Origin of the sequence: Paenibacillus sp. L3-i20, from assembly GCF_022180385.2 — a bacterium.
Classification (GTDB): Bacteria; Bacillota; Bacilli; order Paenibacillales; family Paenibacillaceae; genus Pristimantibacillus.
The window spans coordinates 2,314,136-2,339,616 of the sequence record NZ_BQME02000002.1 but is presented as its reverse complement, the minus strand read 5'-3'; the positions used below and the strand labels follow the sequence as shown (position 1 = coordinate 2,339,616).

18 protein-coding genes and 1 pseudogene are annotated in these 25,481 nt (G+C 42.8%); 9 read left to right on the top strand and 10 right to left on the bottom strand.

The window, feature by feature from the left end; genetic code table 11:
* Nucleotides 1-496: 496 nt before the first annotated feature.
* The 4 genes from MFF31_RS24635 to MFF31_RS25515 all read right to left on the bottom strand — a co-directional run bounded on the left by MFF31_RS24635 (nt 497) and on the right by MFF31_RS25515 (nt 2,164).
* On the bottom strand, nt 497-1,360 hold the full coding sequence (locus MFF31_RS24635; protein WP_238191859.1) for a hypothetical protein: 864 nt from the start codon (nt 1,358-1,360) through the stop codon (nt 497-499).
* Nucleotides 1,361-1,540: 180 nt separating this feature from the next.
* A complete protein-coding gene (locus tag MFF31_RS24630) occupies nt 1,541-1,780 on the bottom strand; it encodes a hypothetical protein (protein WP_238191857.1) in 240 nt (79 codons plus the stop codon).
* Between the two features lie 2 nt (nt 1,781-1,782).
* Nucleotides 1,783-1,977, bottom strand: coding sequence for a helix-turn-helix domain-containing protein (locus MFF31_RS24625; RefSeq protein WP_238192266.1), 195 nt, complete (start codon nt 1,975-1,977; stop codon nt 1,783-1,785).
* A gap of 10 nt (nt 1,978-1,987) precedes the next feature.
* Nucleotides 1,988-2,164, bottom strand: coding sequence for a helix-turn-helix domain-containing protein (locus MFF31_RS25515; protein WP_375541356.1), 177 nt, complete (start codon nt 2,162-2,164; stop codon nt 1,988-1,990).
* Between the two features lie 413 nt (nt 2,165-2,577).
* On the opposite strand from MFF31_RS25515, the gene MFF31_RS24620 reads away from it, so the two are divergent.
* The gene (locus tag MFF31_RS24620) at nt 2,578-2,733 is read left to right on the top strand and encodes a hypothetical protein (protein WP_238191856.1); all 156 of its coding nucleotides are present in this window, start codon (nt 2,578-2,580) and stop codon (nt 2,731-2,733) included.
* Nucleotides 2,734-2,735: 2 nt separating this feature from the next.
* Nucleotides 2,736-4,217, top strand: coding sequence for a recombinase family protein (locus MFF31_RS24615; protein WP_238191854.1), 1,482 nt, complete (start codon nt 2,736-2,738; stop codon nt 4,215-4,217).
* 138 nt (nt 4,218-4,355) lie between these two features.
* Here the strand turns inward: MFF31_RS24615 and MFF31_RS24610 are convergent, their stop codons facing one another.
* On the bottom strand, nt 4,356-5,891 hold the full coding sequence (locus MFF31_RS24610; RefSeq protein ID WP_238191851.1) for a thiol-activated cytolysin family protein: 1,536 nt from the start codon (nt 5,889-5,891) through the stop codon (nt 4,356-4,358).
* Nucleotides 5,892-6,220: 329 nt separating this feature from the next.
* Here MFF31_RS24610 and MFF31_RS24605 point away from each other — a divergent pair.
* Nucleotides 6,221-6,499: pseudogene (locus MFF31_RS24605) on the top strand (DDE-type integrase/transposase/recombinase); the annotation flags it as partial.
* Here MFF31_RS24605 and MFF31_RS24600 read toward each other — a convergent pair.
* The 4 genes from MFF31_RS24600 to MFF31_RS24585 form a co-directional block, all read right to left on the bottom strand.
* Nucleotides 6,475-7,251, bottom strand: coding sequence for a formate/nitrite transporter family protein (locus tag MFF31_RS24600; protein WP_238191849.1), 777 nt, complete (start codon nt 7,249-7,251; stop codon nt 6,475-6,477). The pseudogene MFF31_RS24605 and the gene MFF31_RS24600 sit on opposite strands and share 25 nt — an antisense overlap.
* Before the next feature lie 57 nt (nt 7,252-7,308).
* Complete coding sequence (gene nirD, locus MFF31_RS24595) at nt 7,309-7,626, bottom strand: nitrite reductase small subunit NirD (protein WP_238191847.1); 318 nt, start codon at nt 7,624-7,626, stop codon at nt 7,309-7,311.
* Between the two features lie 2 nt (nt 7,627-7,628).
* Nucleotides 7,629-10,034: a nitrite reductase large subunit NirB gene (nirB, locus tag MFF31_RS24590; protein WP_238191845.1), complete on the bottom strand. Its 2,406-nt coding sequence runs from the start codon at nt 10,032-10,034 to the stop codon at nt 7,629-7,631.
* Nucleotides 10,035-10,607: 573 nt separating this feature from the next.
* Entirely contained in the window at nt 10,608-11,501 is an 894-nt protein-coding gene (locus MFF31_RS24585; RefSeq protein WP_238191843.1) for a LysR family transcriptional regulator, read from the bottom strand.
* Between the two features lie 217 nt (nt 11,502-11,718).
* Between MFF31_RS24585 and MFF31_RS24580 the strand changes: the two genes are divergently transcribed.
* Both MFF31_RS24580 and MFF31_RS24575 read left to right on the top strand, forming a co-directional pair.
* A complete protein-coding gene (locus tag MFF31_RS24580) occupies nt 11,719-13,200 on the top strand; it encodes an SLC13 family permease (protein ID WP_238191841.1) in 1,482 nt (493 codons plus the stop codon).
* 18 nt (nt 13,201-13,218) lie between these two features.
* Nucleotides 13,219-14,460 carry a 2,3-bisphosphoglycerate-independent phosphoglycerate mutase gene (locus MFF31_RS24575; protein ID WP_238191839.1) on the top strand — a complete coding sequence of 414 codons (1,242 nt, stop codon included), beginning with the start codon at nt 13,219-13,221 and terminating at the stop codon, nt 14,458-14,460.
* 104 nt (nt 14,461-14,564) lie between these two features.
* Here MFF31_RS24575 and MFF31_RS25510 read toward each other — a convergent pair whose 3' ends face one another.
* Entirely contained in the window at nt 14,565-14,678 is a 114-nt protein-coding gene (locus MFF31_RS25510) for an S-layer homology domain-containing protein (RefSeq protein ID WP_375541355.1), read from the bottom strand.
* On the opposite strand from MFF31_RS25510, the gene MFF31_RS25550 reads away from it, so the two are divergent.
* The 4 genes from MFF31_RS25550 to MFF31_RS24555 all read left to right on the top strand — a co-directional run bounded on the left by MFF31_RS25550 (nt 14,643) and on the right by MFF31_RS24555 (nt 25,353).
* Nucleotides 14,643-14,927, top strand: a complete 285-nt coding sequence (locus tag MFF31_RS25550; protein WP_248565569.1) for a hypothetical protein — start codon at nt 14,643-14,645, stop codon at nt 14,925-14,927. The genes MFF31_RS25510 and MFF31_RS25550 overlap by 36 nt on opposite strands.
* Before the next feature lie 102 nt (nt 14,928-15,029).
* A complete protein-coding gene (locus tag MFF31_RS24565) occupies nt 15,030-16,178 on the top strand; it encodes a response regulator (protein ID WP_238191837.1) in 1,149 nt (382 codons plus the stop codon).
* The gene (locus MFF31_RS24560; RefSeq protein WP_238191834.1) at nt 16,175-19,228 is read left to right on the top strand and encodes a sensor histidine kinase; all 3,054 of its coding nucleotides are present in this window, start codon (nt 16,175-16,177) and stop codon (nt 19,226-19,228) included. Before MFF31_RS24565 ends, MFF31_RS24560 begins: the two co-directional genes overlap by 4 nt.
* Before the next feature lie 161 nt (nt 19,229-19,389).
* Complete coding sequence (locus tag MFF31_RS24555) at nt 19,390-25,353, top strand: Ig-like domain-containing protein (RefSeq protein ID WP_248565568.1); 5,964 nt, start codon at nt 19,390-19,392, stop codon at nt 25,351-25,353.
* The last annotated feature ends 128 nt before the right edge of the window (nt 25,354-25,481 follow it).

The window sequence follows — 25,481 nt, the reverse complement described above, 5'->3', positions numbered from 1 at the left end:
AAGCTATGATAAAGACGGCTGTGCCGCATCTGGTACAAGCAGAAAATGGGGGAGGTTGGTAAAGGTAAGATGTAACAGTAGAAGGGTCTATACCTAATCCGCCGATTTAAAGAAATCCGTTCAGTTATAGGCGCTGTACCCTTACGGCCATAAAGTTAGACAAGTAGTTAGTTTTAAAAAGCAACGCCGGGGCGGCTGTTGAGGTTCTTAAGAATAACGAAAGCAATTTAATCCATAATCTATTTTTCTAATAACTGAAAGAAAACAACCCCACGAATCTGCGAAGCACAGATTTGAAATCTTTATTTATTCTTTATTTATTCTTTATTTGTATTCAGCGAACCCTTACGGCTCTAAGCTTTATGATATATTTCGATGAACTGTAGTTCATACAATATGAACCATGGTACATTAAGTTGTGAACTGTAGTTCGTTTTCGAATGAACTGTAATTCATTTTTAAAAACAAAAAAGCGCAATTATGCGCTTTGGAAATGCTAGAAGGATACTGCTCGTGACTTGGGTTTTTCTTGTTCGTGTTCTGAAGCAAGAACTCCATGATCGATATAGAATTGAACTTGGAAGACATTCTCATGGTCTCCTAATAAGAATATTAGAGGATCATAACCTTTTCGCCCGGTGTACGCTTTTAGGAATGAATTAATATGAGTTCTAATTTTGTCATCGCTGTCATAGTATTTACGCAATGTGTAGAAGCAATTTTGGGCGGTAGACATACTTATTCGTTTGTGTTCTTTGCCCGTATGTTCTTGGTACTTTTTGAAGAAATACATGACAAACTGACGGTCACTCCATTGCCCAGAGTTCTCTTGGCTAACAGCTACTTTAGGTGGTTCGTGCTTTTCTTTTGTAACCATAGCTAATGTAGCTAACTTTTTATTAACTAGGTGGGTTGCTTCTTCAATAGTAGTAACACTCTGTAAAACTTCCTCTTGTTTGACTTGATTTAAGGCATTCCATGCCGCACTTTCTGTTTTCTTGTTGAATACTTTTTTCGTCGGATTCATCGCATCCATACTGGCACTGGTGAAGAGTATCCAAGGATGGTTCTTCCAATCGGAAAGTTCGACATAGAAATCATTGTTGTCTACTCCAAAGCGTGTAACAAATCCTGTTGGTTTAAGTTTCTTATCCACCAATTGGATAATACTTCGGGTCTGCATACCGCCTGTGTAAATCTGTAAGCGTCCTTGACTAATCTTGAACTCATTTTCGGTGCTTTTTTGACGATAGATATTCTTTTGATTTATCAATAGAGATAGTAACAGCTTTTCTGGCTTGTCTAAGAAGGGACATCCTAGAATAACCAATGGAACTTTAGCGTAGGCTTCAAACAACATGCAAGTATCCCCCTTTTGTTTTTAGAGTGTAAAAAAACCCTCATGCTATAGTAATCGTTGCATGTGGGCGTTTAGTTGCGAAGGGAAGTGCTTATAATAAAGGCACGTCCTTTCTTTATTGCCCCTGCCTTCACTCAGCAGGGGCTTTCTTGCATTATTGAAGCAGTTGAGTCGGCGTAACTATGTATTCGACACGATAAGCGAAGAATCGTATCCCTTATCATTAAGCACTTTTACTAGGTGGGCTTCCTCAACCAAGTAGGGGTATCGACCATATCCTCGCTTGTTAGGGGGTACTCGCTCAGCTTGTAATGAACCGTTCCTTACCCAAGACATTACGGTATCCTCACTTACGAGCCGACCGCGATTAGAAGCCGATAGTTTATGAGCAATAGTCGCTAGTGTGTAAAGCCTATCCATGATTACCGTCTCCCTTCATTAATAGAGTGCTCTACGAAGGCTCTTAAGTCAGCTTCTCGTATTCTCCATAGTGAACCGCTTAACTTCATTGCTTTAATCCGTCCCTCGTTGAGCCATTTGTAGCAAGTGACCTTTTCAATGTTCAACATCTTTGCTACTTCATCGGCGGAGTATAAGCGGCCTAGAAACGTTTTCATGTCATCCACGTTACAGACCTCCCTTAGTGTTATTGAGAATGAAGTTACGAAGTGACTCTTGAGGAATACGAATACTACCGCCTACCTTAACGCTAGGGAGAGTAGCATTATTACACATGCCGTACACCGTGGTGTACGAAAGATTTAGGATTTCCATTGCTTCTTTGATGGTGAATAAGCGTTCCATGAAGACCGTCCCCTTCGGTTGTGAATTAGTTACAAACACAATATAAGTAATCAGGCGGTAAGTTTAACGAAGACTCGTAGAAAAAACTTAAAATCAATAATTATCTGATAAATACGGGTCATTTTAGTTCGGGAAGGGGACAGAGAACAAAGGTAACCTTTTTCAGGAGAAACAAGGGGATAACTGTAAGTTAACAGGATAGTAATTGCTTGATTGAATCTAGCAATATTTTGAAAATCGGATTCTGATAAATGGGCTAATTAGGTTGTATTATCGATTATGCTGTCGGTATTGATAGTCTGCTCGTTTGTAATGTCACCAGACTCAAGTAAATTTGCTAAAACAAAAAAATCGCAACTATTTAATGCCCTGTCGCGATTGTTAGCCTGACAACGCTCAGGGAGGATTCACATATGAAAGTTGAAAGAACTTATGGAGATGCAATATCATTTCATGAACTGCTTATGCCGCTTATTAACTCGGAGATTGACAGATTAATAGAACAAGAAGTAGCTTTCCAGTATAATAAAGGTAACGCCAATACATCTCATAGTGAAGGGGTTGCGTAACTATGAGATGTGCAGTTTATATTCGAGTATCGACAGATAAAGAAGAACAAAAAACGTCATTAGAGAATCAGAGAAGTTTGTTCTTCCAGTACCTAGAGGATAAGGGTTGGGATGTATTTGACTTCTACATAGACGTTGAAAGTGGGACAACTAGCAAGAGAGAACATTTGCAACGTCTAATACAGGATGCTAAGGAAAGAAAATTTGATGTTATTGTTGCAAAAGAACTCTCACGCCTTGCTCGTAACGGTGGGCTGTCCTATCAAATTAGAGATATGGCTAGGGACAACCGAATTGACATCGTCACATTAGATAATGCAATTAACACTATTGAGGGTAAAGGTGAAATGTTTGGGCTTTATGCTTGGATGTATGAGCAGGAGTCACAACGTACATCAACTAGAATTAAAGCCGCCCTTAGCAGTAAGGCGAGGAAAGGCGAGTTTAAAGGGTCTGTACCACCGTATGGATACAGACTGAATAGCGGTAAGCTTGAGGATGACTCACCGAACATTGTAAAGAGGATATTCCGAATGTACTTAGAAGGCAAGGGATTTGATGCAATAGCACGTACTTTGACCCGTGAAGGATGTCCAACACCTGCCCAAGTTATCGGTAAGAAAAATGCAGGGCTATACTGGCAAGGTACTTCTATTAAGAAAATCTTGACTAACCCTCATTACATTGGTGACTTAGTTCAAGGAAGACAAACAACAGTAAGCGTTACGTCAAAGGTACGTGAAGAAATCCCAAAGGAAAAGCAAATCATTACTGAAAACGCCCACCAAGCCCTTATCTCAAGAGAGGACTTTGAAGCCATACAGCAATATATGGAGGATCGAAAGCGGCAACAAGCAAAGCCCAAGGCTAAGAAACATCTTTTTACAAACTATCTTTTCTGTGCCGATTGTGGGAAGGCTCAATGGTACGTCCAATATCGCAAAGGCTATGTATGTGGCAATTACTATAAGCATGGAAAACACGTATGTAGTCAGCATAGCGTGAAGGAAAAGGAACTCATTGGGGTTATCCTCGCTGACATTCGCAAAAGTGTGGAGAGCCTTAATGAGAAAGACGTTATGGTACGGCTAGAGGTAAAGACCTTGCAAGCAAATAAGCAAGCAGAGAAGCAAAAACAGTTATTATTGAAGTGCATTGAGAAGTTAAAGGAACAAAAAACAGGGTTAATTAGACTGTTAGCAAGTGGCACGATTACTGAGACCGACTATAAGGAAGCAACAAAGAGTGGGAATGCAGAACTGTATAACCTACAAGACCAGTTAAAAGGCTTCCAGTCTCTACAAGGTAACAACAGTACAGGGGAAAGTATCGTTCGATTGAAGAAAGAACTCAAGCAGTTCATGAAGTTGGGTGAACTGACGCCCGAAATGGTTCATCGGTTTGTTAATAAGATTGATGTTCAAGCGGATGGCTCGGTGAACATTCATTATAAGTTTGCCGCCACCGCTCTTCTTACGGCTTAAATTACAGTGACCGACACTCGACACATGTAGAGTGTACAGTGTTACTTAAATGGGCGGGGGATTCATAATTCAAACATAAGAAAAAGAGAAACGGCTGAAGTCCTTAATAAAAAGGATTTCAGCCGTTTATGTTCACAACTAATTAAATGTAATACCACCTGTTGGGTTTAATGTCGTTCCTCCAATTTCAACTTTAATCTCACTAGATAATGGAACATTATACTCATCAATTACGGTTCTCCACCACTCCCAAGCAAGGCCGGTAGCTTCTTTCGCAAAAATCCTTATATTTTTTGCATTAGGTGGCAGAGGAATGACTGTAGTGAAAGGAGCTGTTCTGTCTTGGTTGCTTCCTTCCCACTTTCTATGTGTTAGTACTTCCTCACCCTTTTCATCATAAGAAACTTCATCCCAGGATACATCAAATTGAGCGACATACCAGCCATAATGACCAAGCGATATTTTACCTTTAGAATATTCTGTAGCTGTAGTCTCAATATAATCTGTATTGTTATGAACGGCTGCAATTGCATTATCTTTTAAGAAAACACTTGTGTATGAAATTGGATATGCTGGATTCTTTAGACTGAATTCCGCATTATCTTTAATGATATTACGGATTTCACTAAAGTCTTTTGTAACGACCTTGTTATGCTTTTGCGAATCGCCGCCTAATACTACAGCTGTAAAGGAACTGTCTTCAAAAATATTCTTGTACTCGGATTTCGCTTCTGCATTGGCAGTATTCTGAAGCAAGGCTTTAAATGCTGCTTGTACGTCTTTGCTCTTAGAGGTTGTTTCTAATTTCACATAAATGGTTCTACCATAAGCTACATTTGATACCATAACAGGTGGGGATTGATCACTTACCCCTTTACGTTGTAAATCGTTAAAAGTAACACTAGCATCAAACAGATCTGATGGATCGTTAGGTAGTTCCGCATTTACCGTATAAAATATTTGTTTATATGCCGCGACCATCACTTTTTTCTCTCCACTAGCAATCGCATTAAAGTCAATTCCTAATGTAGAATCAAGATAGTTAGCGTTAACGCTCAGAGTACTTCCAATTTGAGATTTGCTATAAACCATTGATTCTGCGTACTGTAATCGTGCAGGTAAAGTGTGGGTTGCTGAGTACTTATCGCTCCATTGAGATACAAGCTCATCTACTGCTCCAGACACATTACCGTATGTTGGACTATTCACAGTAATTGAATTTTCATTTTTTAAACCTGGCAAATCAATACTAATAGTCAAAGGTTTTCTAGGTGCAAGTAATATACTAGGTTTATTTTCTGCAAAAGATTGATTTGCAAGTTGTAATGCTCCTGGGAAAGTGCGATTAGCCATAGAGTCAATAATTGAAATATCTATTGGAGAAGTTGAAAGTGACTTTTTGTTACGTTCTACGACTACAAATTTGCCATTTGAATTCATTCCTTCTTTTGGAACGAAACTAGCTATCTCATCACCACTTACTGCTAAAATATCGTTATTATTGTAGTCTAAGTTTGCTATACCGGTATTAATGTCATTGGAGTTGCTTGTTTCACTGACTAAACTAGAATTAACGGTTTCGGCATAGGAGGTAACTGGAAAATGTACAGTAGCGAAAATAACAGATACAATAGCGATTAATTTTATAATTCTAGCATGATTTCGAACCTTCATAAGATGTCCCCCCTGAGATGTGAGTATAACGTCAATCAGTTCTGATCACGTTACATATTTTGTGGAATACTAATTATATCGACAATTTCCGAAGTAATCTGTAGATTGATCCATATGGGGGAGTACATCTTTTAGGTTGTTCATACTTTCTACTCTAAACATGTGGAGGTGATAGTGAGATTTGAAAGAAATGATACAGTCCAATAAACTGTATCTTAATTCGAATGGAGAGGATTGGAGATATATTCCAATCCTCGAATACTTTGATTGTTTGGATAAGCCTTTGGAGGAATTGCTTCAATACCTGTTCATCGCTAATGTAAGCAGTTCTTGCTGTTGTCGTCAGCGATCTAACCTACGTACGTGTAGCTGGCAGATGGCATTACGTATGCTTATTTATAGATCTCTTTAACCGTGAAATCATAGGCTTTAGCAGCGGTTCAAAGAAGAATGCAGAACTTGTTACCGATGCATTGAAAACATTTGGCATCACTAGATCCCTTAGTAGAAAGGACTGTCCCTACGATAACGCTGTAGCGGAAGCTACTTTCAAACTTTTCAAAACAGAATTCGCTAACCAAACTCATTTTCGTACGGGTGAAATTCTCCAATATGCCAAGCCTACAAACAATATACCTCCGACCATATTTCCAAGTGTGACAGGCAGCATATTATGAAGCCAGCCTGCTAGATTAATGGCTTCAGGATGATTAGGCAGCAGCATTGCAACGCTTAGAAGCGTCATATTTGCAACACTATGCTCATATCCGCTGCCAATAAAAGCAAATAGGCACCACCATATGGCGAACATTTTTGCTCCTTCGCTTTTTAAACGCATACTCATCCAAATGGCCAAACAAACTAACCAATTACAGAGTATCCCTCGAAAAAACAATTCACTAAAGGGGGTCGTCATCTTCTTGGAAGCAGAGTTGAAAATTAAATGATCAGCTGGTGCAGTATCAAATAGTCCTGATGCTTTTACAAGTAAGGCAAGTATAATGGCTCCTAGCAAATTTCCGATAAATACAATGACCCAATTTGACAAAGTATCCTTTATCGTTGTTTTCCCTGATAAAGTACTGACAGTATAAATCATGTTGTTGCCAGTAAACAATTCTGCTCCGGCAATAATAACTAAGGTCAGTGCGATCCCGAAGCTTGCTCCCATTATGAGCGATTGGTAGGGCGAGCTCACTTGAGCTAACGGTGCTCCAAGAGAAAAAATAAGAATAATACCTAATCCGACATAGGCTCCGGCAAATAAAGTTGCAATAAAATATCCGAGCGGCTGCTGCTTCATATAATCACGCTTTATTGCACCTGCTTCAGCAATCGTTTCTATGTTTTGTTTGTACATATACATTCCTCTTTCACATAGGGTTCAAAGCTTCTATTTATTGGGGTGTAATAATTGCTAAACAAAGATGTATACTTTGCCATGATCAATTGAAGTGTCATATGTTGCTACACATCCATCATCTGGTTCTTGAACCGTTCCATCGAGCAAGGAAACCTTGAAATCACGAAGTGGGCAGAACACATATTCACCAGAAACAATGCCTTCAGCAAGCGGACCTTGCGTATGCGGGCAAATCCCGCCAATTGCTTTAACACGATCATCCAGCAGGCGAAACACTGCGATTCTATTGCCATCTACAACGATCTCACGTCCAATTCGCTGCTGCATCTCATCAAAATGTGCGACAAATACTTTTTGCTTGACTAGAGTCATTGTTATCTTCTCCCCACTGTATAGAGTTCTTTTTCCATGTTTTCATTCTCACGAACAGTTGTCCATGGATCATTGCGTTTGCCAGCAACTGCCTCATCCAGTTCTGCAAGTAAATTCTTGCACTGTTCCTGGTCTAGCAAGACAGATTTGATATGATCGAAACCTAGTCTTTCTACCCATGGTGCAGTACGTTCCGCATAGATTCCCGTCTTGCGATAGTATTGAATCAACGCTCCACAAAGATCAATAACCTCTTGCTCAGTCTCGACAGTTGTTAGAAGAATTGCCTCCTTTACTTCGGTTCCACCATTTCCTCCTATATAAATTTGGAAGCCGTTCTCTAGGCCTATGACACCAAAGTCTTTCACTCCACTCTCTACGCAGCTGCGAGGGCAAGCAGAAATCCCCATTTTAAACTTATGCGGTGTGTCAATAAACTCGAAGCGCTCCTCTAGTTTAATTCCGAGTCCCATGGAATCCTGCGTACCAAATCGACAGAAATTAGCTCCGACACATGTTTTGACAGAGCGCATTGCTTTGGCATAGGCGGAAGCAGATGTCATATCCAGTTCCTCCCAAATCTCAGGCAGATCTTTCTTCTTTACGCCAAATAGGCCAATGCGTTGACTGCCTGTTATTTTAACAAGCGGGACCTGATACTTGTCTGCAACCTGTGCAATTTTGAGCAATTGCTGTGGCGTTGTTTGTCCACCTCGCATTCTTGGAATGACAGAGTAGCGACCATCATTTTGAATGTTGCCATGCATACGTTCATTGACAAATCGAGATTCTTTTTCATCAATATGTTCATTGGGAAACGTAACATGAAGATAAAAATTGATTGCAGGACGACATTTGGTGCATCCCTCAGCGTTGCGGAAGTTTAGCTCATGGAATACCTCTTTCGTTGTCGTTAAGCCTTTTTGATGGATCTGCAGTACAATTTCGTCTCTCGTTAAATGAGTACAAGCACATATACCAGTAGGGGCCTTAGTAACTTTATCTCCTATCACATGAGTTAATAGTTCACTGATGGTAGATTTACATTTGCCACAGGAATTCCCCGCCTTTGTACAACGTGAAACCTCTGCAACAGATGTTAATTGCTTAGCATGAATCGCTTGAACAATTGTGCCCTTCGTGACACCATTACAGCCGCACACCGTATCTGCATCGTCCCAATCCGCAACACTCATGCTTGCCTCACCACCCGCTGAAGCCAGCAGTGTCACAGGATTGAGTGTCGTAATATCAATCCTATCTCGCAGCATTTTATAGTATCGATTTTCCTCAGAAGTATCACCATAAAGAACAATTCCAATTACTCTATTATTTTGTATATAAAGCTTCTTATAGCTATTAGCCAAGCCATTGTAAGCCTCGATTCCTTTAATATCATCACTCTCATGGATAATTCCTGCTGAGAAGAGATCACAACCTGATACCTTTAAAGAGGTGGAAACAGTGCTGCCTCGATAGCCCTCAGTTACTCGATCTGTCAAAACATCCGCCAACACTTGTGCCTGTTCATAAAGTGGTGCCACAAGTCCATACGTCATTTGATTATGCTGGGCACATTCACCTACAGCATAGACATTCTCAGCACTCGTCGCCATAAAATCATCGACCACAATTCCGCGCTCAACGTTCAAACCAGCTTCCCTTGCTATTCCTGTTACGGGTCTAATTCCAACGGACATCACAACTAAATCTGCTTCTAGAACAGTACCGTCACTAAATTCAAGTGCTTCTACTTTAGTTGTTCCTAATATGCGAGCTGTTTTTTTCTCCATTAAAAACGTAATGCCTTGCTGCTCCAAATCCTTTTTCAGCAGTTGTCCTGCTTGCTCATTTAGCTGGGTTTCCATTAACCATTTTTCCAAGTGAACAACAGTTACCTCCATGCCTTGGTCAATTAAACCTTTGGCTGCTTCAAGGCCTAACAATCCTCCGCCAATCACTGCTGCTCGCTTGCAACTTTTAGCCTTCTCAATCATTTGTATGGTATCGTCAATCGTGCGGAAGCCCACAACTCCTTGAAGATGTGCACCCTCAATTGGTAAAATAAAGGATCTTGAACCTGTAGCAATAATACATTTGTCATACGTTATACATGTTCCACCTGCTGTTGTTACTCGTTTGTTTTCTGTATCTATTCGTACAGCAGGATCGTGGTGAACGAGCCGAATGCCATTATCCTTGTACCATTGCATTGGATTGGTAATAATCTCATCGACCGTCATCTTTTTCTGCAATACATTGGATAACATAATGCGATTGTAGTTTGTGTATGGCTCTTCGCCAATGATCGTTATTTCATATTTGGTGGAGTTGCGTTCCAAAATTTCTTCAATCGTTCTTACGCCTGCCATGCCATTTCCGATTAACACTAGTTGTTCATTCATCATAGCAATCCTCCTCATTGTGAAAAAAATCACACATATTGTGAAAACTTTCACATTACTTAAGTTGAATATATCATATACTTGGAAATTGGTAAATTAGAAAATATGTTGCCTCTGTATACCCGGCACATGTGGAGGCAGAAGTATTGATGATACGAAATGAGACATTTAAGTAATGAAAAGCCCAACCCTTCAGAACTGCACCCCAACTGTTAGACACCAATTAATAATTGGAGGTGCAGTTTTTCTATGGCTGAAGTTACTGCCGAAGATAAATTACAAGCATTTGAACGTTAGTTAAATGGAAATGAAAGTTTAACTAAAATTGATTTAATGAAGGAGGAAAGCGGAGGAGAAAGCACCATTCCCAAATATTCTAATGATGATTTTGGACTTATGGAGAACAGTGATTAAGCAGTCAAATTGCGATTTCTTATACTGATCTTGCTTCTTGCAATAGAATGTTAATTCCTCCTCGCAAGATTAAGATGCCTTTTTTTCTCATGACTCTACAGAGCATTGAAGATGGGAAGGAATTGACGCCTATAAATTAAATAAAAGCCCATGGTCAGCAAATTATTTAAGGGACATTTGATCCAAAAGCGCGATAAATTCTGTTGCTGCTGGAGAAAGATGAGTACCACGGCGATATACATACATAACGCCCCTTTGAAACTCCACTCCTTTTACTGGAACCTCGACTAATAATCCGTTTTCAATTTCTTGTTTAATTGCTAAATCCGAGACAACCGAAATGCCAAGTCCATGAATGACGCTTTGCTTAATTGCTTCTAAGCTACTTATCTCCATATACTTTGGAAAATCAAATCCATGTTTTCTAAATTCCCCTTCAAGATAATCTCGAGTAGCTGATTTAGATGGTTTCAAAATCATCGTTTCATTTACTAAATCCTCTAAAGAACACTCTTTACGTTGAGCAAGATGATGCTGGCTATTGACGACTAGAACAAGTTTATCTTGATGAAAAGTATTCGTTGCGAAGTAACTTTCATCAACTGGTATTCGGTTCGAGAGAACCAATAATTCCACTTTGTTGGATTCTAGCATGTTAATTAAGTGTGTTGATGAAGTAATATTCATGTTGATCTTTATACCGGAATATTTTTTGGTAAAGTTGCTAAGAACAGCAGGAAGAAGGTATACCCCAACGAAATTGCTTGCCCCAAAGGATAGTGTTCCGAAAGCTAAGTTGTCCAACTGCTTTATATGCTCTTTTGAAGAATGAACGAGATTAATGATTTGTTCGGCATATGGTTTAAAATGTTCTCCCTGGTTGGTTAAGAATAGCTTTTTTCCGATACGGTCAAAAAGCGGAAACCCCAAGTCTTTCTCCAAACTTTGAATTTGCATAGTTACAGCTGGTTGTGAACAATAAAGTTGCTCTGCCGCCTCAGTAAAGTTTAAACATTTTGACAGCGTTATAAATGTCTGCAGCTTAATTAAATTCATATCCAACCGCCCCTTCTAAATCATGCTTTTTTAATTTTATAAAATTATATCAAATGGGTTAATGTTCTTACAAATACAGTTGTGATAATTAAGAAGTTTAACTGTAGTAAACAACTATAAGGAATCGTTATGATTTTCAAAAACAAATCAAATTGTATTATGGATTAGGGTTGATATAATGAAAGCGTAACCAATACTAGTGCAAGGGGGATTCAAAATGACTGATGAAAAAGTCGGAAAAGTTGGGAATGAACCACCTGTAAAAAAGAATGGCCGTTTTGAGAACGGTATGAAAAAGTGGGGAATTCCTGTTGCAATTATTGTTGTTCTAATATTACTATTCATGCCTAATCCGGAAGGATTAGATCCTGCAGCGCAAAAATCAATCGCGATATTTGCCGGTGCATTAATCATGTGGATTACAACTCCAATACCGATTTATCTAACATCGCTACTTGTGATTCTGTGCCTTCCATTAGTTGGGGCCGTTAGTAGTACGAAAGCAGCTTTTGGAACATTAGGGTTTGACGTTATTTGGTTAATGGTTTCTGCATTTGTCTTAACTTCAGCTATGATGAAATCTAATTTAGGTAGAAGGTTCTCGCTATGGATGGTTACGGCGTTTGGTAAAACACCGACAAGAACTTTGGCAGTTTTGGTTTTAATTAACTTTATATTAGCGTTTTTTGTTCCATCTACGACGGCACGTGCTACACTTATGATGCCGATTGCTTTAATTTTATTGGAAGTCTATAAAGCCATCCCTGGGAAAAGCCGACTTGGTAAAGTGATGATGCTTCAAGGTCTGCAAGCGGATGCCCTTGCTACATCGGGTGTCATGACGGCTACTGCAGGGAACATTATTGCAGTCGGTTTCATTAACGAGCAAGCCGGTGGCAGCATTGGATATATGGATTGGCTTTTTGCCTCAATGCCTGCTGCTATCATAACGATGGTAATCACGTTCTTCATTGGATTGAAACTATTCTCTGTAAAAAAAGAAGGTAATTTTGAAAATGTAATGGATACACTTAAGGGGGAACTAGAGAAATTAGGTTCTTTCTCTGTAGCTGAAAAGAAAGCAACGGCTATCTTTATTTTAACTGTCTTCTTGTGGGCTACAGGAGACTATCATCTAGGCTGGTTTGGCTTTGAGATTGATACGGCACAGACAGCGGTTCTTGCTGCTATCCTCTGTCTGCTACCAAGAGTGGGAATGCTGGAGTGGAAGGATGCAAACATCAAATGGGAATTGATGTTATTCGCAGCTGGTGCTTATGCAGCAGGAAATGCTTTGGATGATTCGGGTGGCGCAATATGGCTTATCGATAAAGTAGTTGATGGTTTAGGAATCGACAAGATGTCACATACGATGGTAGCTATAGTCGTCATATTCATTGCGATGTACAGCCATCTTATCTTTACGAGTAAAACGGTTCGGGTAACGATTTTGATACCAGCTTTCATTGCTTTAGCAAAAACGCTAGGTATGGACCCTGTACCATTAGCGCTAGCTGCCGCTATGACGACGACATTTACGATTACGCTTCCGCCGCATTCAAAAGTAAATACCATTTATTTTTCGAGTGGTTTCTTCTCTGTTTTGGATCAAGTAAAGTATGCGATTGTAACTTGTTTTATTGGTGCAACCGTTATATGTATTGGCTACTTTACTTGGTTTGGTCTATTGGGACTATAGGATTAGGGGGAGAACACCATGATAAACAGAAAAGTTATAATGGCAATTGCAGACGGGCTTGGAGACCGGCCCCATACAATGTTAGGCAATAAGACACCATTGGAATATGCCCGGACACCGAATCTGGATGATCTGGCTTCAGAAGGAATTACAGGAATGATGGATCTGATTGCTCCCGGTATCCCTGTGGGAACAGATATGGGCCATTTAATATTATTCGGTTACGAGCCACAGCATTATCCCGGCCGGGGCCCTATTGAAGCACTCGGAATCGGAATGGAAGTAAAACCGGGGGATATTGTATTACGCTGTAATTTTGCCACAGTAGATGAAGCCGGGATTGTTGTTGACCGCCGCGCAGGAAGAATTCGCGAGAAAACTAATGAAATAGCCAAGTCTATAAATGGTATGGAGCTTGAAGATGGGGTAGTCGCTTATTTAGAGCCTGCTACGGAGCATCGTGCAGTACTAATTCTACGCGGAGACGGTTTAAGTGATCAAGTCAGTGATTCTGATCCTAAAGCTCCAAACGATGGAAAACCTTATCATCACATAGAACCTAAGGATGCATCCAAGGAAGCCCAAAAAACAGCATACCTGTTAAATGTATTCCTTAAGAAGGCCCACGAAATATTATCATCGCATCCCGTTAATGTAGAACGTATTACGGCAGGGAAATTACCGGCTAATTTTATTTTAACAAGGGGAGCCGGCCGGATGGTAGATATAGAACCAATAGCCGAGAAACTAAACATAAATGTGAGTTGTATAGCAGGCGAAAGTACTGTATTAGGCGTTGCCAAGTTAGCAGGCTACAAGACTTTTACGGATAGCAGTATGACTGGTAACATTGATACGAATATAGAATTAAAAGCGAAACTGGCTATAGAGGAAATAGCTAACAATGATATCGTGTACGTTCATATGAAGGCACCTGACGTTAAAGGCCACGATAATAAGCCGCTTGAAAAAACAAAATCAATAGAACTATTCGATCAGATGGTAGGAATGATTAGGGAAAAACTACCTGATAACGTATACTTGGCTTTGGCGGCGGATCATTCCACTCCATGCGAAGTTGGAGAACATACAGGTGAACCGGTTCCTGTCCTAATCGCCGGACCAAGTATTCGAAAAGATCGAGTCTCACAATATAATGAAATGGATTGTGCATATGGTGGAATGGGGCGCTTAACTGGGAGTGACTTTGTAAGAACACTTCATGATTTATTGGGATTTGTGAAAAAACAAGGAAATTAAAATTATTCAATCTAATGAAATTGGCTTTATTTGAAATATCTACCAACGTTCTTAATGTTTATAAATTAATTTTTGCTCCGGAACTTCCAACATTTTGAGCAGCATCACGACACCTCTGAACGCGTTGCTGTGTCGTTCGGAACAAAGTTATTTCCGCCGCGACGATTCACAATACCGAGCTTGTGAATCGTTCGCTTACGTCGGGATGTTTTCGTCATCAGCAAGGCCGCTTGTTGTATTTGCGTAACGAGTTTAATACTTTGGCGATCATCGACGCCATCTCCGCACGAGTAATCTGCATATCAGGTCGGAAGCTGCCGTTCTTGTATCCATTGATGATTTCCATTTGCATGGCGAGCGCTGCATCGAATAATGTCTTTTTAAAGCAGGGGGAATGGCTGCATGGAGAATGGGGAAACCCAGTTCCATTCAGCCATTCCCCTGTTTTTATATCACGAATTCAATAAATGCTTTCTTTTTATATCAATCGGGTTTATAGTAAATATTTGAATTTATGTTCTCCGTGCGTAATAGGGAATCTAGCAATAATCTTGAGGAGAAAAGAACCGATGATTCGTGTAATGCTTATTGATGATGAAGAAGATGCGTTGAACTTGTTGGAGATATTACTAGAAAAAATTGGGAATATTAATGTAATAGGAAGGTATATTAATCCGATAGAAGCGATTGAAGCTTTAGGTAATTCCCCTGTAGATGCAGTATTCCTAGATAACCAAATGCCGGGGATGAAGGGAACGGAAGCTGCTAGAAAGATTAGAGGTATGCTTCCTAAAATACCAATCGTATTTATAACGGCATATGCGGAATATGCGGTCGAAGCGTTTGAAGTTCAATCGATCGACTATTTGCTGAAGCCACTTACGATTGATAGATTGCAGAACACGATTGAGCGCATTAAACAAACTTTACCAGAGTCCGTCATTCAGATACGCCAAAGCGCAAGCATCACACCGACCGTTCGTTGTCTGGGAGGCTTTCATATTGTTTTGTCGAGTGACGAGAACAAGGTGCTGACCTGGAAAACAAAGAAGGAAAAGGAGCTTTGCGCGTTCCTTATTCATTATGCAGGAAGGTCTGTAAGTACCGCATCAATTATTGAGGCGTTGTGGCCGGGGTATGATCTGAATAAGGCGAAAACGTATTTATATACATGCCTCTCCTATTTAAGGAGTAGCTTGGCGAAGCATCACATTCCAATCCATATACATAAAGCGGATGTAGGGTTTGGGATTACTTTAGATGGGCTGACGGTCGATGTAATCGAATTTAAGCAGTTGCTAAGTGACATGTTGTCTAAAGAGGATATAGATGAAAAGGCTTACAAAAAAGTGAATCAGATGTACAAAGGCGAATATATGGAAGCTTGCGATTTTGGCTGGGCCATCGCAAGACAACTAGAGATCAAAAGCTTGTATGTCCGTGTACTTCGCAAATGGTACACACATTTTCAAAGTCAGGGCAATCTGACGCTTGCAATGGAGAGCATGCAAAACCTATTGCAACTTACTCCTGATTCCGAAATCGATGGGCGTGAGTTGATCAAGCTTCATCTGAAGCAGGGTAATCGAAATGAGGCCTATCGAGTATGTATGCAATTGGAACATGCGGTACGTTTTCAACTTGGAACTGAGCTGGAGGAAGAGACGTTGTGGTTATTTGAGCAAGCGAAAAACAAGACTGAGCGGCAAAGCCAATGAGAAAAAAATTAGCGGCGGCGGTTATCACACTATCACTCTTGGTTGCAACCTATGGGATGCTGTTGACTTACGTCTCTATCCATAAAAAGTCCATGCCTGTTGCGATGAATGGAATGATGGACTTAACCGCATGGGAATTCGAAGAAGATGGAAGTGTACGTCTGGATGGACAATGGGAATTTTATAAGGACCAGCTGCTGGGTCAAAAGCGCTCACTCTCTCCTGATGTTATAGGAGGGGGAGAATCTGCAATGATTCGGGTTCCTGGATCATGGTCAAAGCAGATGGATACAATTGGAATGGCTACTTATCGTTTACGGGTTCGAATAGACGATGCAAGCACCGTATACGGATTGAAAACAGCGTCTATTCTGATTTCCAATCGGATTATCGTCAATGGAAAGATTGTCGGATCCAGCGGGAATCCAGCAGAGAAGCAAAGTTACAGGGCACTTAACAAACCGTATGTCAGCTACTTTACGTTGCAGCCGGGCTGGAATGAAATTTTGGTTCAAGTGGCTAACTATGAATTTCATGTAAGCAGTGGAATTTACGAATCGCTACTCTTAGGCAAGGCCGAGCAAATTGCCGGGCTTCGCGATCGAGCTACGGCTCATGATTGGATCACGTTAACCGCATTTCTGATCATGGGATTATATTTTATCGGATTATTTTCCCAACGTAGAAATGATGTATCACTTGCGGTGTTTGGCATCGTTTGCGTATGTATCGCTGCATTTACAAGCGTTAGCGGAGAGAGAGTATTATTTGATGCGATCGGTCCGTTACCGTTCTGGCTTTATTTTCGCATACAGATGGTTTTGACAGTTGGGGTAGGTGTTGGATTTTTTTTGTATGTATATACTGCATTCCGGCCTTATTGCTTGAAATGGCTCACGCGAGGCGGTCTAGCCGCAGGGGTGATTCTTGTCTTACTGAATATAGGCTTCGCCTCCCAGCTTGCAAATGGGCCGTTTCGTCAATTGACATCATTATACGTTACGATCTCGTTGCTGTATGCCACATATGTGTTCGTATATACAGCCCTGCACAAAGTAACGGGGAGCGGGTATTTGGCGGTTGCTGCATTGGCTTTGAATGCGCTGGTGCTGAAACAAAATATGAATGTTTATTTCGGCGTGCCGATCTATTCACTTGCGCCTATTGAACCTTTTCTTGTTCTGCTGATGCTAGCGCTTCTAATGTCGCTCCGGTTCTCGAACGCATTCAAAAAAATTGAGGAGCTGTCCGGGCAATTGCTGCAAACGGACAAGTTAAAGGATGATTTTTTGGCACGAACCTCGCATGAATTCAAGACGCCTCTTCACGGGGTGATGAATATTTCAAGGTCGATGTTGAACGATGGGGAACACCCACCAACTGCCAAGCAACAGGAGAAGCTTCAGTTAATTACCGACATTACCAAGAAGCTTTCACAGCTCGTTTACGACATCTTAGACTTATCTAAACTGAAGCAAGGCGAGCTGATAATCGTACCAGCACCCATTGATGTTCGTTCTATTGCGGAGGTGCAAGTGCGCTTTTATTCCTACCTCTGTATGGAAAAACAGATTCAATTGGTGAACGATGTTCCTGCGCAGTTGCCTCCCGCTTATGCCGATGAAATTCGTCTGAGCCAAGTTATTGGAAATCTGCTTGACAATGCAATCAAGCATACGGAGAACGGGAGGATTGTCGTTACTGGGAGAGAACTTGAAGGCAAGCTCGAAATTGCAGTGCACGATACAGGAGAAGGTATAGAGCCTCAAGACATTCCCTTCATCTTTGAACCGTTCAAATCGCTGGAGAGTGCACAGCACCGCGGCTTCGGATTAGGGCTACCGATCGCGAGGCAACTGGTCGAGCTGCAAAAGGGTAAGCTATCTGTTGCTTCCACGCGTGGAGTCGGTTCGACTTTTACATTCACGCTTCCGATTGCCAATAAGCAAAGCGAAGCAGCATTGACCGTGTCCTATCTAAGCCCACAGGTCATGCCTAAGGAAACAGAATATTCCTTCGTTACACCCTATCATGTGAATTTAAACGGCAAACATACAGTTCTTATCGTCGATGATCAATACGTGAACTTGAAAGTCTTATTGGACACACTGCAACCCCTCGATTATCGAGTGATTGCAGTTAAAAACGGTTTTGAAGCGCTGGAGCAGATCGATCAATTGGGTAGAATTGATCTCGTTATTCTTGATCTCATGATGCCGGGCATGTCGGGCTATGAAGTTTGCCAAGAAATTCGCAAAAGATATTCGCTGCTCGAGCTACCTGTCCTAATGGTGACAGCAGCGATACAGCCCCAAGATAAAGTGGCTGCCTTTCAAGCGGGGGCGAATGATTATTTGCCGAAGCCTTTCGATTTAGAGGAGCTTAAGGCAAGAATCGGCAGTCTGCTCGCGATGAAGGAGTCGCTTGGCCGAGCGGTCCATATGGAAGTGGCATTTTTGCAATCGCAGATCAAACCGCACTTTTTGTTTAATGTGCTGAATAGTATTGTGGCCTTAAGCTATATGGATGTGGAGCGCGCACGGAAGATGATTGCCGATCTCGCTGATTACTTGCGAGGAAGCTTCCGATTTAGTAATACGGAGGAGCGTATCGGGTTTGCAGAAGAATTCAGTCTTATTCGAACGTATGTAGAAATTGAAAGAACCCGGTTTAAAGATCGCATTCGTTTTAACTATAATATCGCAGAGACTGCTTATGGTGTACACATGCCGCCGCTTCTGTTGCAGCCGCTTGTAGAAAATGCGATTCGCCATGGTATCGGCGATCGGATTGATGGCGGCACGGTGACGTTGACGGCGGAAAAGTTGGATGGGATGTGGCAATTTGTTGTGGCCGACGATGGCGTTGGAATCACTCCTGAACGGTTGAAAACGCTACTTGAAAGGGGCGATTCTGACGGGTCACAGGGGGTAGGCTTACAAAATATCAACAAGCGATTGAAATACGAATATGGAAATTCGCTAGAGTTGGAAAGTGAATTGGGATATGGTACGAAGGTCACTATTCGCATTCCTGATGCGCCAATTTAACAAAATGTGTCGAATTGTGAAAGGGGTTCTCATCTTTTTAAGGTGAGGCCTCTTTTTTATGAGGAATATTGTCGATTTTTAAGGTTTTTTTAAGGTGACGTCGGTTATGCTGAGCTAACGAATTAAGTGACTGAACGATACTTTTGAAAGGAAGATGAAGAGTGATATCAATAAAGAGAAGAAGCAAGAAAACTGATAGATTAAGAAAAGTGTTGCATTATTTACTAGCTATGATTCTATTAATACCGATTCTAGCAAACGGCGGCACGGCATCGGCTGCATCTGGCTGGTCGCTAATAGACGGTGGTGGAGCCAATGGGTTGAACGTAAATCCCGCAAATAGGGGGGAATACCCTGGAACAGCTGTATGGAATGGCGAGGTTTACGTTGCTTGGCAAGAAAGAATCGTTCCAGGCGCATTTAGCAATCAAATTAGAGTCAAGAAGTATAATGGAACGAGCTGGATAAGTGTCGATGGCAACGGCCCGAATGGGTTGAACGTAAATGCTGCCAAAGCCGGAACCAGACCTACAATGGTCGTGTTTGATAATGCTTTATATATCGCATGGACCGAAGCGGTTACATCGTCCCTTAATCAAGTTCGGGTCAAGAAATTCAACGGCACGAGTTGGATAAGCGCTGAAGGAGGAAGCTTGGCCGGAATAAATGCAGATGCTTCTAAAGATGCATTCGGTCCTAGTTTGGCTGTATACAAAAATGCTCTGTATGCTACTTGGACTGAGGCTGGTCAAGTTCGAGCAAAGAAGTATGACGGTGCTGAGTGGACGAGTGTTGATGGCGGCGGTGCAACCGGCTTAAATGTGAATCCGTTACGAGTCGCAGGTTTTCCTATTATGAGTGTATTAGGCAATGACTTATATCTAGTTTTTTCTGAAGTTTCTGGAACTAATTATCAAATACGAGTAAAAAAGTATGATGGTATAAGCTGGACGATTATAGACGGCAGTACGACTGGTTTGAATATGGTAAGTTCAAAAAGCGCGACTTATCCGTCGGTAGTTGTTGTCGACAATGCCTTATATGTGGCATGGGATGAGCCAATCGGTAATACGGATAATCAAGTTCGAGTGAAAAAATACGATGGTACCACTTGGTCGAGTATTGACGGCGGCGGTATGAATGGAATAAACGTCAATCCTAATTTTCGAGGTCACCATGTTGAATTAGCTGTGGTCAACAACGAGTTGTATGCGGTGTGGCAAGAACATACCGGTACAGGTTCATTTTTTAAAGTTCGTGTAAAAAAGTATGATGGTACCACTTGGAGAAGCGCCGAAGCAAACTGGAACGGTGTGAATGTAAATGCAACGAAATCATCTTTTTTTCCTGCTGTGGCTGTACTAAATAATGTTTTATACGTAGCTTGGCAAGAGAAGAACAATACGGAAGAACAAGTACGGGTGGGTAGATATACGGCACCATTACCTCCTGCAATTAACAGCGTAAGCGTCAGCCCGGGCACCGCAAGCGTCATGCAGGGCGGAGGCAAGCAGCTAGCTGCTTCTGTAGATGCAGTGGGCGGTGCGGCGACAACGGTCACGTGGTCAAGTAGTGATGCCAGTAACAAAGTATCCGTGGGTGGTTCGGGAATCGTGAGGGTCGCGGCTGATGCAGCGCCTGGCAATTATACGATTACGGCAACGTCAACGGTAGATAGTAGCAAAAAGGGCAACGCGACGATTACGGTTACTTTAGCGCCGGCGGTTAATAGCGTGAACATCAGCCCTTCTAGTGCAAGCGTCATGCAGGGCGGAGGCAAGCAGCTAACTGCTTCAGTAGATGCAGTGGGCGGTGCGGCGACAACGGTCACGTGGTCAAGTAGTGATGCCAGTAACAAAGTATCCGTGGGTGGTTCGGGAATCGTGAGGGTTGCGGCTGATGCAGCACAGGGAGATTATACGATTACGGCAACGTCAACGGTGGATAGCAGCAAAAAGGGAACTGCGACGATAACTGTTACTGCGGCTCCGATAGCGCCAGCGGTTAATAGCGTAAGCGTTAGCCCTGCTAGCGCAAGCGTTGTGCAAGGCGACAACACGCAACTTTCGGCTACAGTAGATGCCGTTGGCGGAGCGGCGACGACGGTCACTTGGTCAAGCAGTGATGCCAGCAACAAAGTGTCCGTTGACGGATCGGGGAATGTGTCGGTCGGAGCGGATGCAGCGCCAGGTAATTATACAATTACGGCAACGTCAACGGTAGATAGCAGCAAAAAGGGAAGTGCGACGATAACTGTTACTGCGGCTCCGATAGCGCCAGCGGTTAATAGTGTAAGCGTTAGCCCTGCTAGCGCAAGTGTCGTACAAGGTGGCAATACGCAACTTTCCGCTACGGTAGATGCCGTTGGCGGAGCGGCGACGACGGTCACTTGGTCAAGCAGTGATGCCAGCAACAAAGTGTCCGTGGATGGTTTGGGTAACGTGACGGTCGGTGCGGATGCAGCACTCGGCAATTATATAATTACGGCAACGTCAACGGTGGACAGCAGCAAAAAGGGAAGTGCGACGATAACTGTTACTGCGGCTCCGATAGCGCCAGCGGTTAATAGCGTGATCGTCAGCCCTGCTAGCGAAAATGTTGCGCAAGGTGGCAACACGCAACTTTCCGCTACGGTAGATGCCGTTGGCGGAGCGGCGACGACGGTCACTTGGTCAAGCAGTGATGCCAGCAACAAAGTGTCCGTGGATGGTTTGGGTAACGTGACGGTCGGTGCGGATGCAGCACTCGGCAATTATATAATTACGGCAACGTCAACGGTGGACAGCAGCAAAAAGGGAAGTGCGACGATAACTGTTACTGCGTCTCCGATAGCGCCAGCGGTTAATAGCGTAAGCGTTAGCCCTGCTAGCGAAAATGTTGTGCAAGGTGGCGATACGCAACTTTCCGCTACGGTAGATGCCGTTGGCGGAGCGGCGACGACGGTCACTTGGTCAAGCAGTGATGCCAGCAACAAAGTGTCCGTGGATGGATCGGGAATCGTGACAGTTGCAACTGATGCAGCGCCAGGAGCTTACACAATCACGGCAACATCAACGGTAGATAGCAGCAAAAAGGGAAGTGCGACGATAACTGTTACTGCGACTCCGATAACGCCAGCGGTTAATAGCGTAAGCGTTAGCCCTGCTAGCGAAAATGTTGTGCAAGGTGGCGATACGCAACTTTCCGCTACGGTAGATGCCGTTGGCGGAGCGGCGACGACGGTCTCTTGGTCAAGCAGTGATGCCAGCAACAAAGTGTCCGTGGATGGATCGGGAATCGTGACAGTTGCAACTGATGCAGCACTAGGAGCTTACACAATCACGGCAACATCAACGGTGGACAGCAGCAAAAAGGGAAGTGCGACGATAACTGCTACTGCGTCTCCGATAGCGCCAGCGGTTAATAGCGTAAGCGTTAGCCCTGCTAGCGCAAGCGTTGTGCAAGGCGACAACACGCAACTTTCGGCTACAGTAGATGCCGTTGGCGGAGCGGCGACGACGGTCACTTGGTCAAGCAGTGATGCCAGCAACAAAGTGTCCGTGGATGGATCGGGAATCGTGACAGTTGCAACTGATGCAGCGCCAGGAGCTTACACAATCACGGCAACATCAACGGTGGACAGCACCAAAAAAGGCAGTGCGACGATTACCGTTACGGCAGCGCCGATAGCGCCAGCGGTTAATAGCGTGATCGTCAGCCCTACTAGCGAAAATGTTGTGCAAGGTGGCAATATGCAACTTTCCGCTACAGTAGATGCCGTTGGCGGAGCGGCGACGACGGTCACTTGGTCAAGCAGTGATGCCAGCAACAAAGTGTCCGTTGACGGTTTAGGTAACGTGACAATAGCAGTGGATGCAGTGCCTGGTAATTATACGATTACGGCAACGTCAACAGTGGACATCAGCAAAAAAGGGAATGCGACGATTACGGTCACCGCAGCGCCGATAGCTCCTACCTATACGATTGCTGCTCTAACGAATCAAATGTTAACGGTACTTACTCAGGGGTACGTATCTGGTACCCAAGACACCAAAACTATCGCCATCACAAATACTGGTACAGGCACTTTGACGAATTTATCGGTAAAGCTTAGTGGCGTAAATAGTAACGATTTTGTAATTACGCAGCCAGCTTCTGACTTAAACAGCATGGAATCAACAAGCTTTACGATTCAAGCAAAAGATGGTCTGAAAGCAGGCACCTACACTGTAACTGCCACGGTATCGGCAGATCACATGACACCTGTAACATTTAACGTCACGCAATCTGTAAACTTGCCGAATGCTCCTGCCAATCCGCAAAACCTAGCTGCTGTCGGAGGCAATCGTCAGGTTACCCTGAATTGGGATGCAGTACCGGGAGCGACATATTACAACATTTATAAAGCGACAGCTTCAGGCGAATATTCCGAAGTAGAAGTAGCGACTGTCACTTCTCCTACTTACAGCATTCAGAACTTGATAAACGGTGCAACTTATTATTTTGTAGTAAAGGCAGGTAACGAGGGCGGTTTGGGTGCGATATCTAATATGGCAAGCGCGACACCGGCAACAGCTCCAGTAGCACCGACAAATGTGACGGCGATTGCGGCGGACGGACAAGCTACCATAACCTTTAAGGCTCCAACTGAAAACGGTGGAAGTACGATTACTGGATATGAAGTGACGATAGCTCCCGGAAATAAGGTCGCAACCGGACCATCAAGCCCGATTGTCATTACAGGTTTAAGCAACGGTACGAGCTACACCTTTACGGTAAAAGCAATTAATGCAGCCGGAATTAGCGTATCCTCTTCAGAATCTAATTCCGTTGTGCCGAGATCGTCAGCAAGTGAGGGAAGCAGCACGCCTTCCACATCACCACTGGCAACCAATAATGGTGTTGATGTACTGATTAACGGGAAAGTTGAACAAGCAGGAACAGCCACAACAAGCAAGCGAAACGACCAGCATGTTAGAACTATTTCCGTCAATCAGAAGAAACTGGAAGAAAAGCTCGCTGCGGAGGGCCAAGGAACAGTTGTCACAATTCCATTCAATACGAAGTCAGATGTCATGATTGGTGAACTGAGCGGGCAAATGGTTAAAAGCATGGAAAGTAAGCAAGCTGTTATAGCGATTAAGACGGACCAAGTGACGTATACGATTCCCGCACAACAAATCGATATCGGAGCTGTAGTGGATAAACTTGGCAAGTCGGTCACCTTACAAGACATCAATGTACAAATCGAAATTGCCGCACCAACCGAGGATACATTAAAAGTTGTAGAGAATGCGGCTGTGAATGGTACGTTCACGCTTGTCGTTCCGCCATTGGATTTTACGATTAGAGCCATATACGGAAATACAAGTGTTAAAGTAACGAAATTTAATGCTTATGTGGAAAGATCGATTGCCATCCCAGCTGGTATTGATCCCAATAAGATTACGACAGGCGTCGTTGTTGAGTCAGATGGGACGGTTCGCCACGTACCAACTAAGATCGTTATACTCGATGGTAAGTATTATGCTCAAATCAACAGCTTAACCAATAGCACATACACCGTCGTTTGGCATCCACTCGAGTTCACAGATGTTGTAAATCATTGGGCGAAGGTTGCCATTAACGACATGGGATCACGGATGGTCATTGACGGTACGGGCGAAGGTCTGTTCAGTCCAGATCGCGATATCACCCGAGGTGAGTTTGCATCTATTCTAGTACGCGGATTGGGATTAAAACTGGAAAATGGATCAACGCAGTTTTCTGACGTAAAAACATCGGGTTGGTTCAGCAGTGCGATCAACACGGCATATGCGTATCAATTGATTAGAGGGTTTGAGGACGACACATTCCGACCGAACGATAAAATTACTAGGGAAGAGGCTATGACGATTCTATCCCGAGCGATGACGATTACCGGGCTGAAGGCAAAGTTGTCAGATCTATCGTCAGATGCAATACTTCGTCCGTTTGCAGATGTGACAAACGTATCCGACTGGGCATACAGTGACGTTGCAGACAGTGTACAAGCTGGTCTTGTAGCTGGACGAAGTGCGGATGAGCTGGCGCCGAAAACTTATATTACTAGGGCTGAGGTTGCAACTATTATTCAGAGACTTTTGCAAGAATCTGACCTGATTTAAGTAGAGAAATGAGAACAGCGGGTCTCTCAATAATTTGATAGTACTTTAAAAAGTTCAGGTGAACATACCTGGACTTTTTTTTTTGGATGGATATAAAGGCTCTTAAATTTTGTGTTTACTTGTAAATA

Bases quoted from the DNA above. Each gene is read 5' to 3' on its own strand.
- MFF31_RS24575 (WP_238191839.1), top strand. From the start codon at position 13,219: ATGATAAACAGAAAAGTTATAATGGCAATTGCAGACGGGCTTGGAGAC.
- MFF31_RS24625 (WP_238192266.1), bottom strand. From the start codon at position 1,977: ATGAAAACGTTTCTAGGCCGCTTATACTCCGCCGATGAAGTAGCAAAG.
- MFF31_RS24635 (WP_238191859.1), bottom strand. From the start codon at position 1,360: ATGTTGTTTGAAGCCTACGCTAAAGTTCCATTGGTTATTCTAGGATGT.
- MFF31_RS24585 (WP_238191843.1), bottom strand. From the start codon at position 11,501: ATGAATTTAATTAAGCTGCAGACATTTATAACGCTGTCAAAATGTTTA.
- MFF31_RS25515 (WP_375541356.1), bottom strand. From the start codon at position 2,164: ATGGAACGCTTATTCACCATCAAAGAAGCAATGGAAATCCTAAATCTT.
- MFF31_RS24580 (WP_238191841.1), top strand. From the start codon at position 11,719: ATGACTGATGAAAAAGTCGGAAAAGTTGGGAATGAACCACCTGTAAAA.
- MFF31_RS24630 (WP_238191857.1), bottom strand. From the start codon at position 1,780: ATGGATAGGCTTTACACACTAGCGACTATTGCTCATAAACTATCGGCT.
- MFF31_RS24560 (WP_238191834.1), top strand. From the start codon at position 16,175: ATGAGAAAAAAATTAGCGGCGGCGGTTATCACACTATCACTCTTGGTT.
- nirD (WP_238191847.1), bottom strand. From the start codon at position 7,626: ATGACTCTAGTCAAGCAAAAAGTATTTGTCGCACATTTTGATGAGATG.
- nirB (WP_238191845.1), bottom strand. From the start codon at position 10,034: ATGATGAATGAACAACTAGTGTTAATCGGAAATGGCATGGCAGGCGTA.
- MFF31_RS24615 (WP_238191854.1), top strand. From the start codon at position 2,736: ATGAGATGTGCAGTTTATATTCGAGTATCGACAGATAAAGAAGAACAA.
- MFF31_RS25510 (WP_375541355.1), bottom strand. From the start codon at position 14,678: ATGACGAAAACATCCCGACGTAAGCGAACGATTCACAAGCTCGGTATT.
- MFF31_RS24610 (WP_238191851.1), bottom strand. From the start codon at position 5,891: ATGAAGGTTCGAAATCATGCTAGAATTATAAAATTAATCGCTATTGTA.
- MFF31_RS24565 (WP_238191837.1), top strand. From the start codon at position 15,030: ATGATTCGTGTAATGCTTATTGATGATGAAGAAGATGCGTTGAACTTG.
- MFF31_RS24620 (WP_238191856.1), top strand. From the start codon at position 2,578: ATGAAAGTTGAAAGAACTTATGGAGATGCAATATCATTTCATGAACTG.
- MFF31_RS24600 (WP_238191849.1), bottom strand. From the start codon at position 7,251: ATGTACAAACAAAACATAGAAACGATTGCTGAAGCAGGTGCAATAAAG.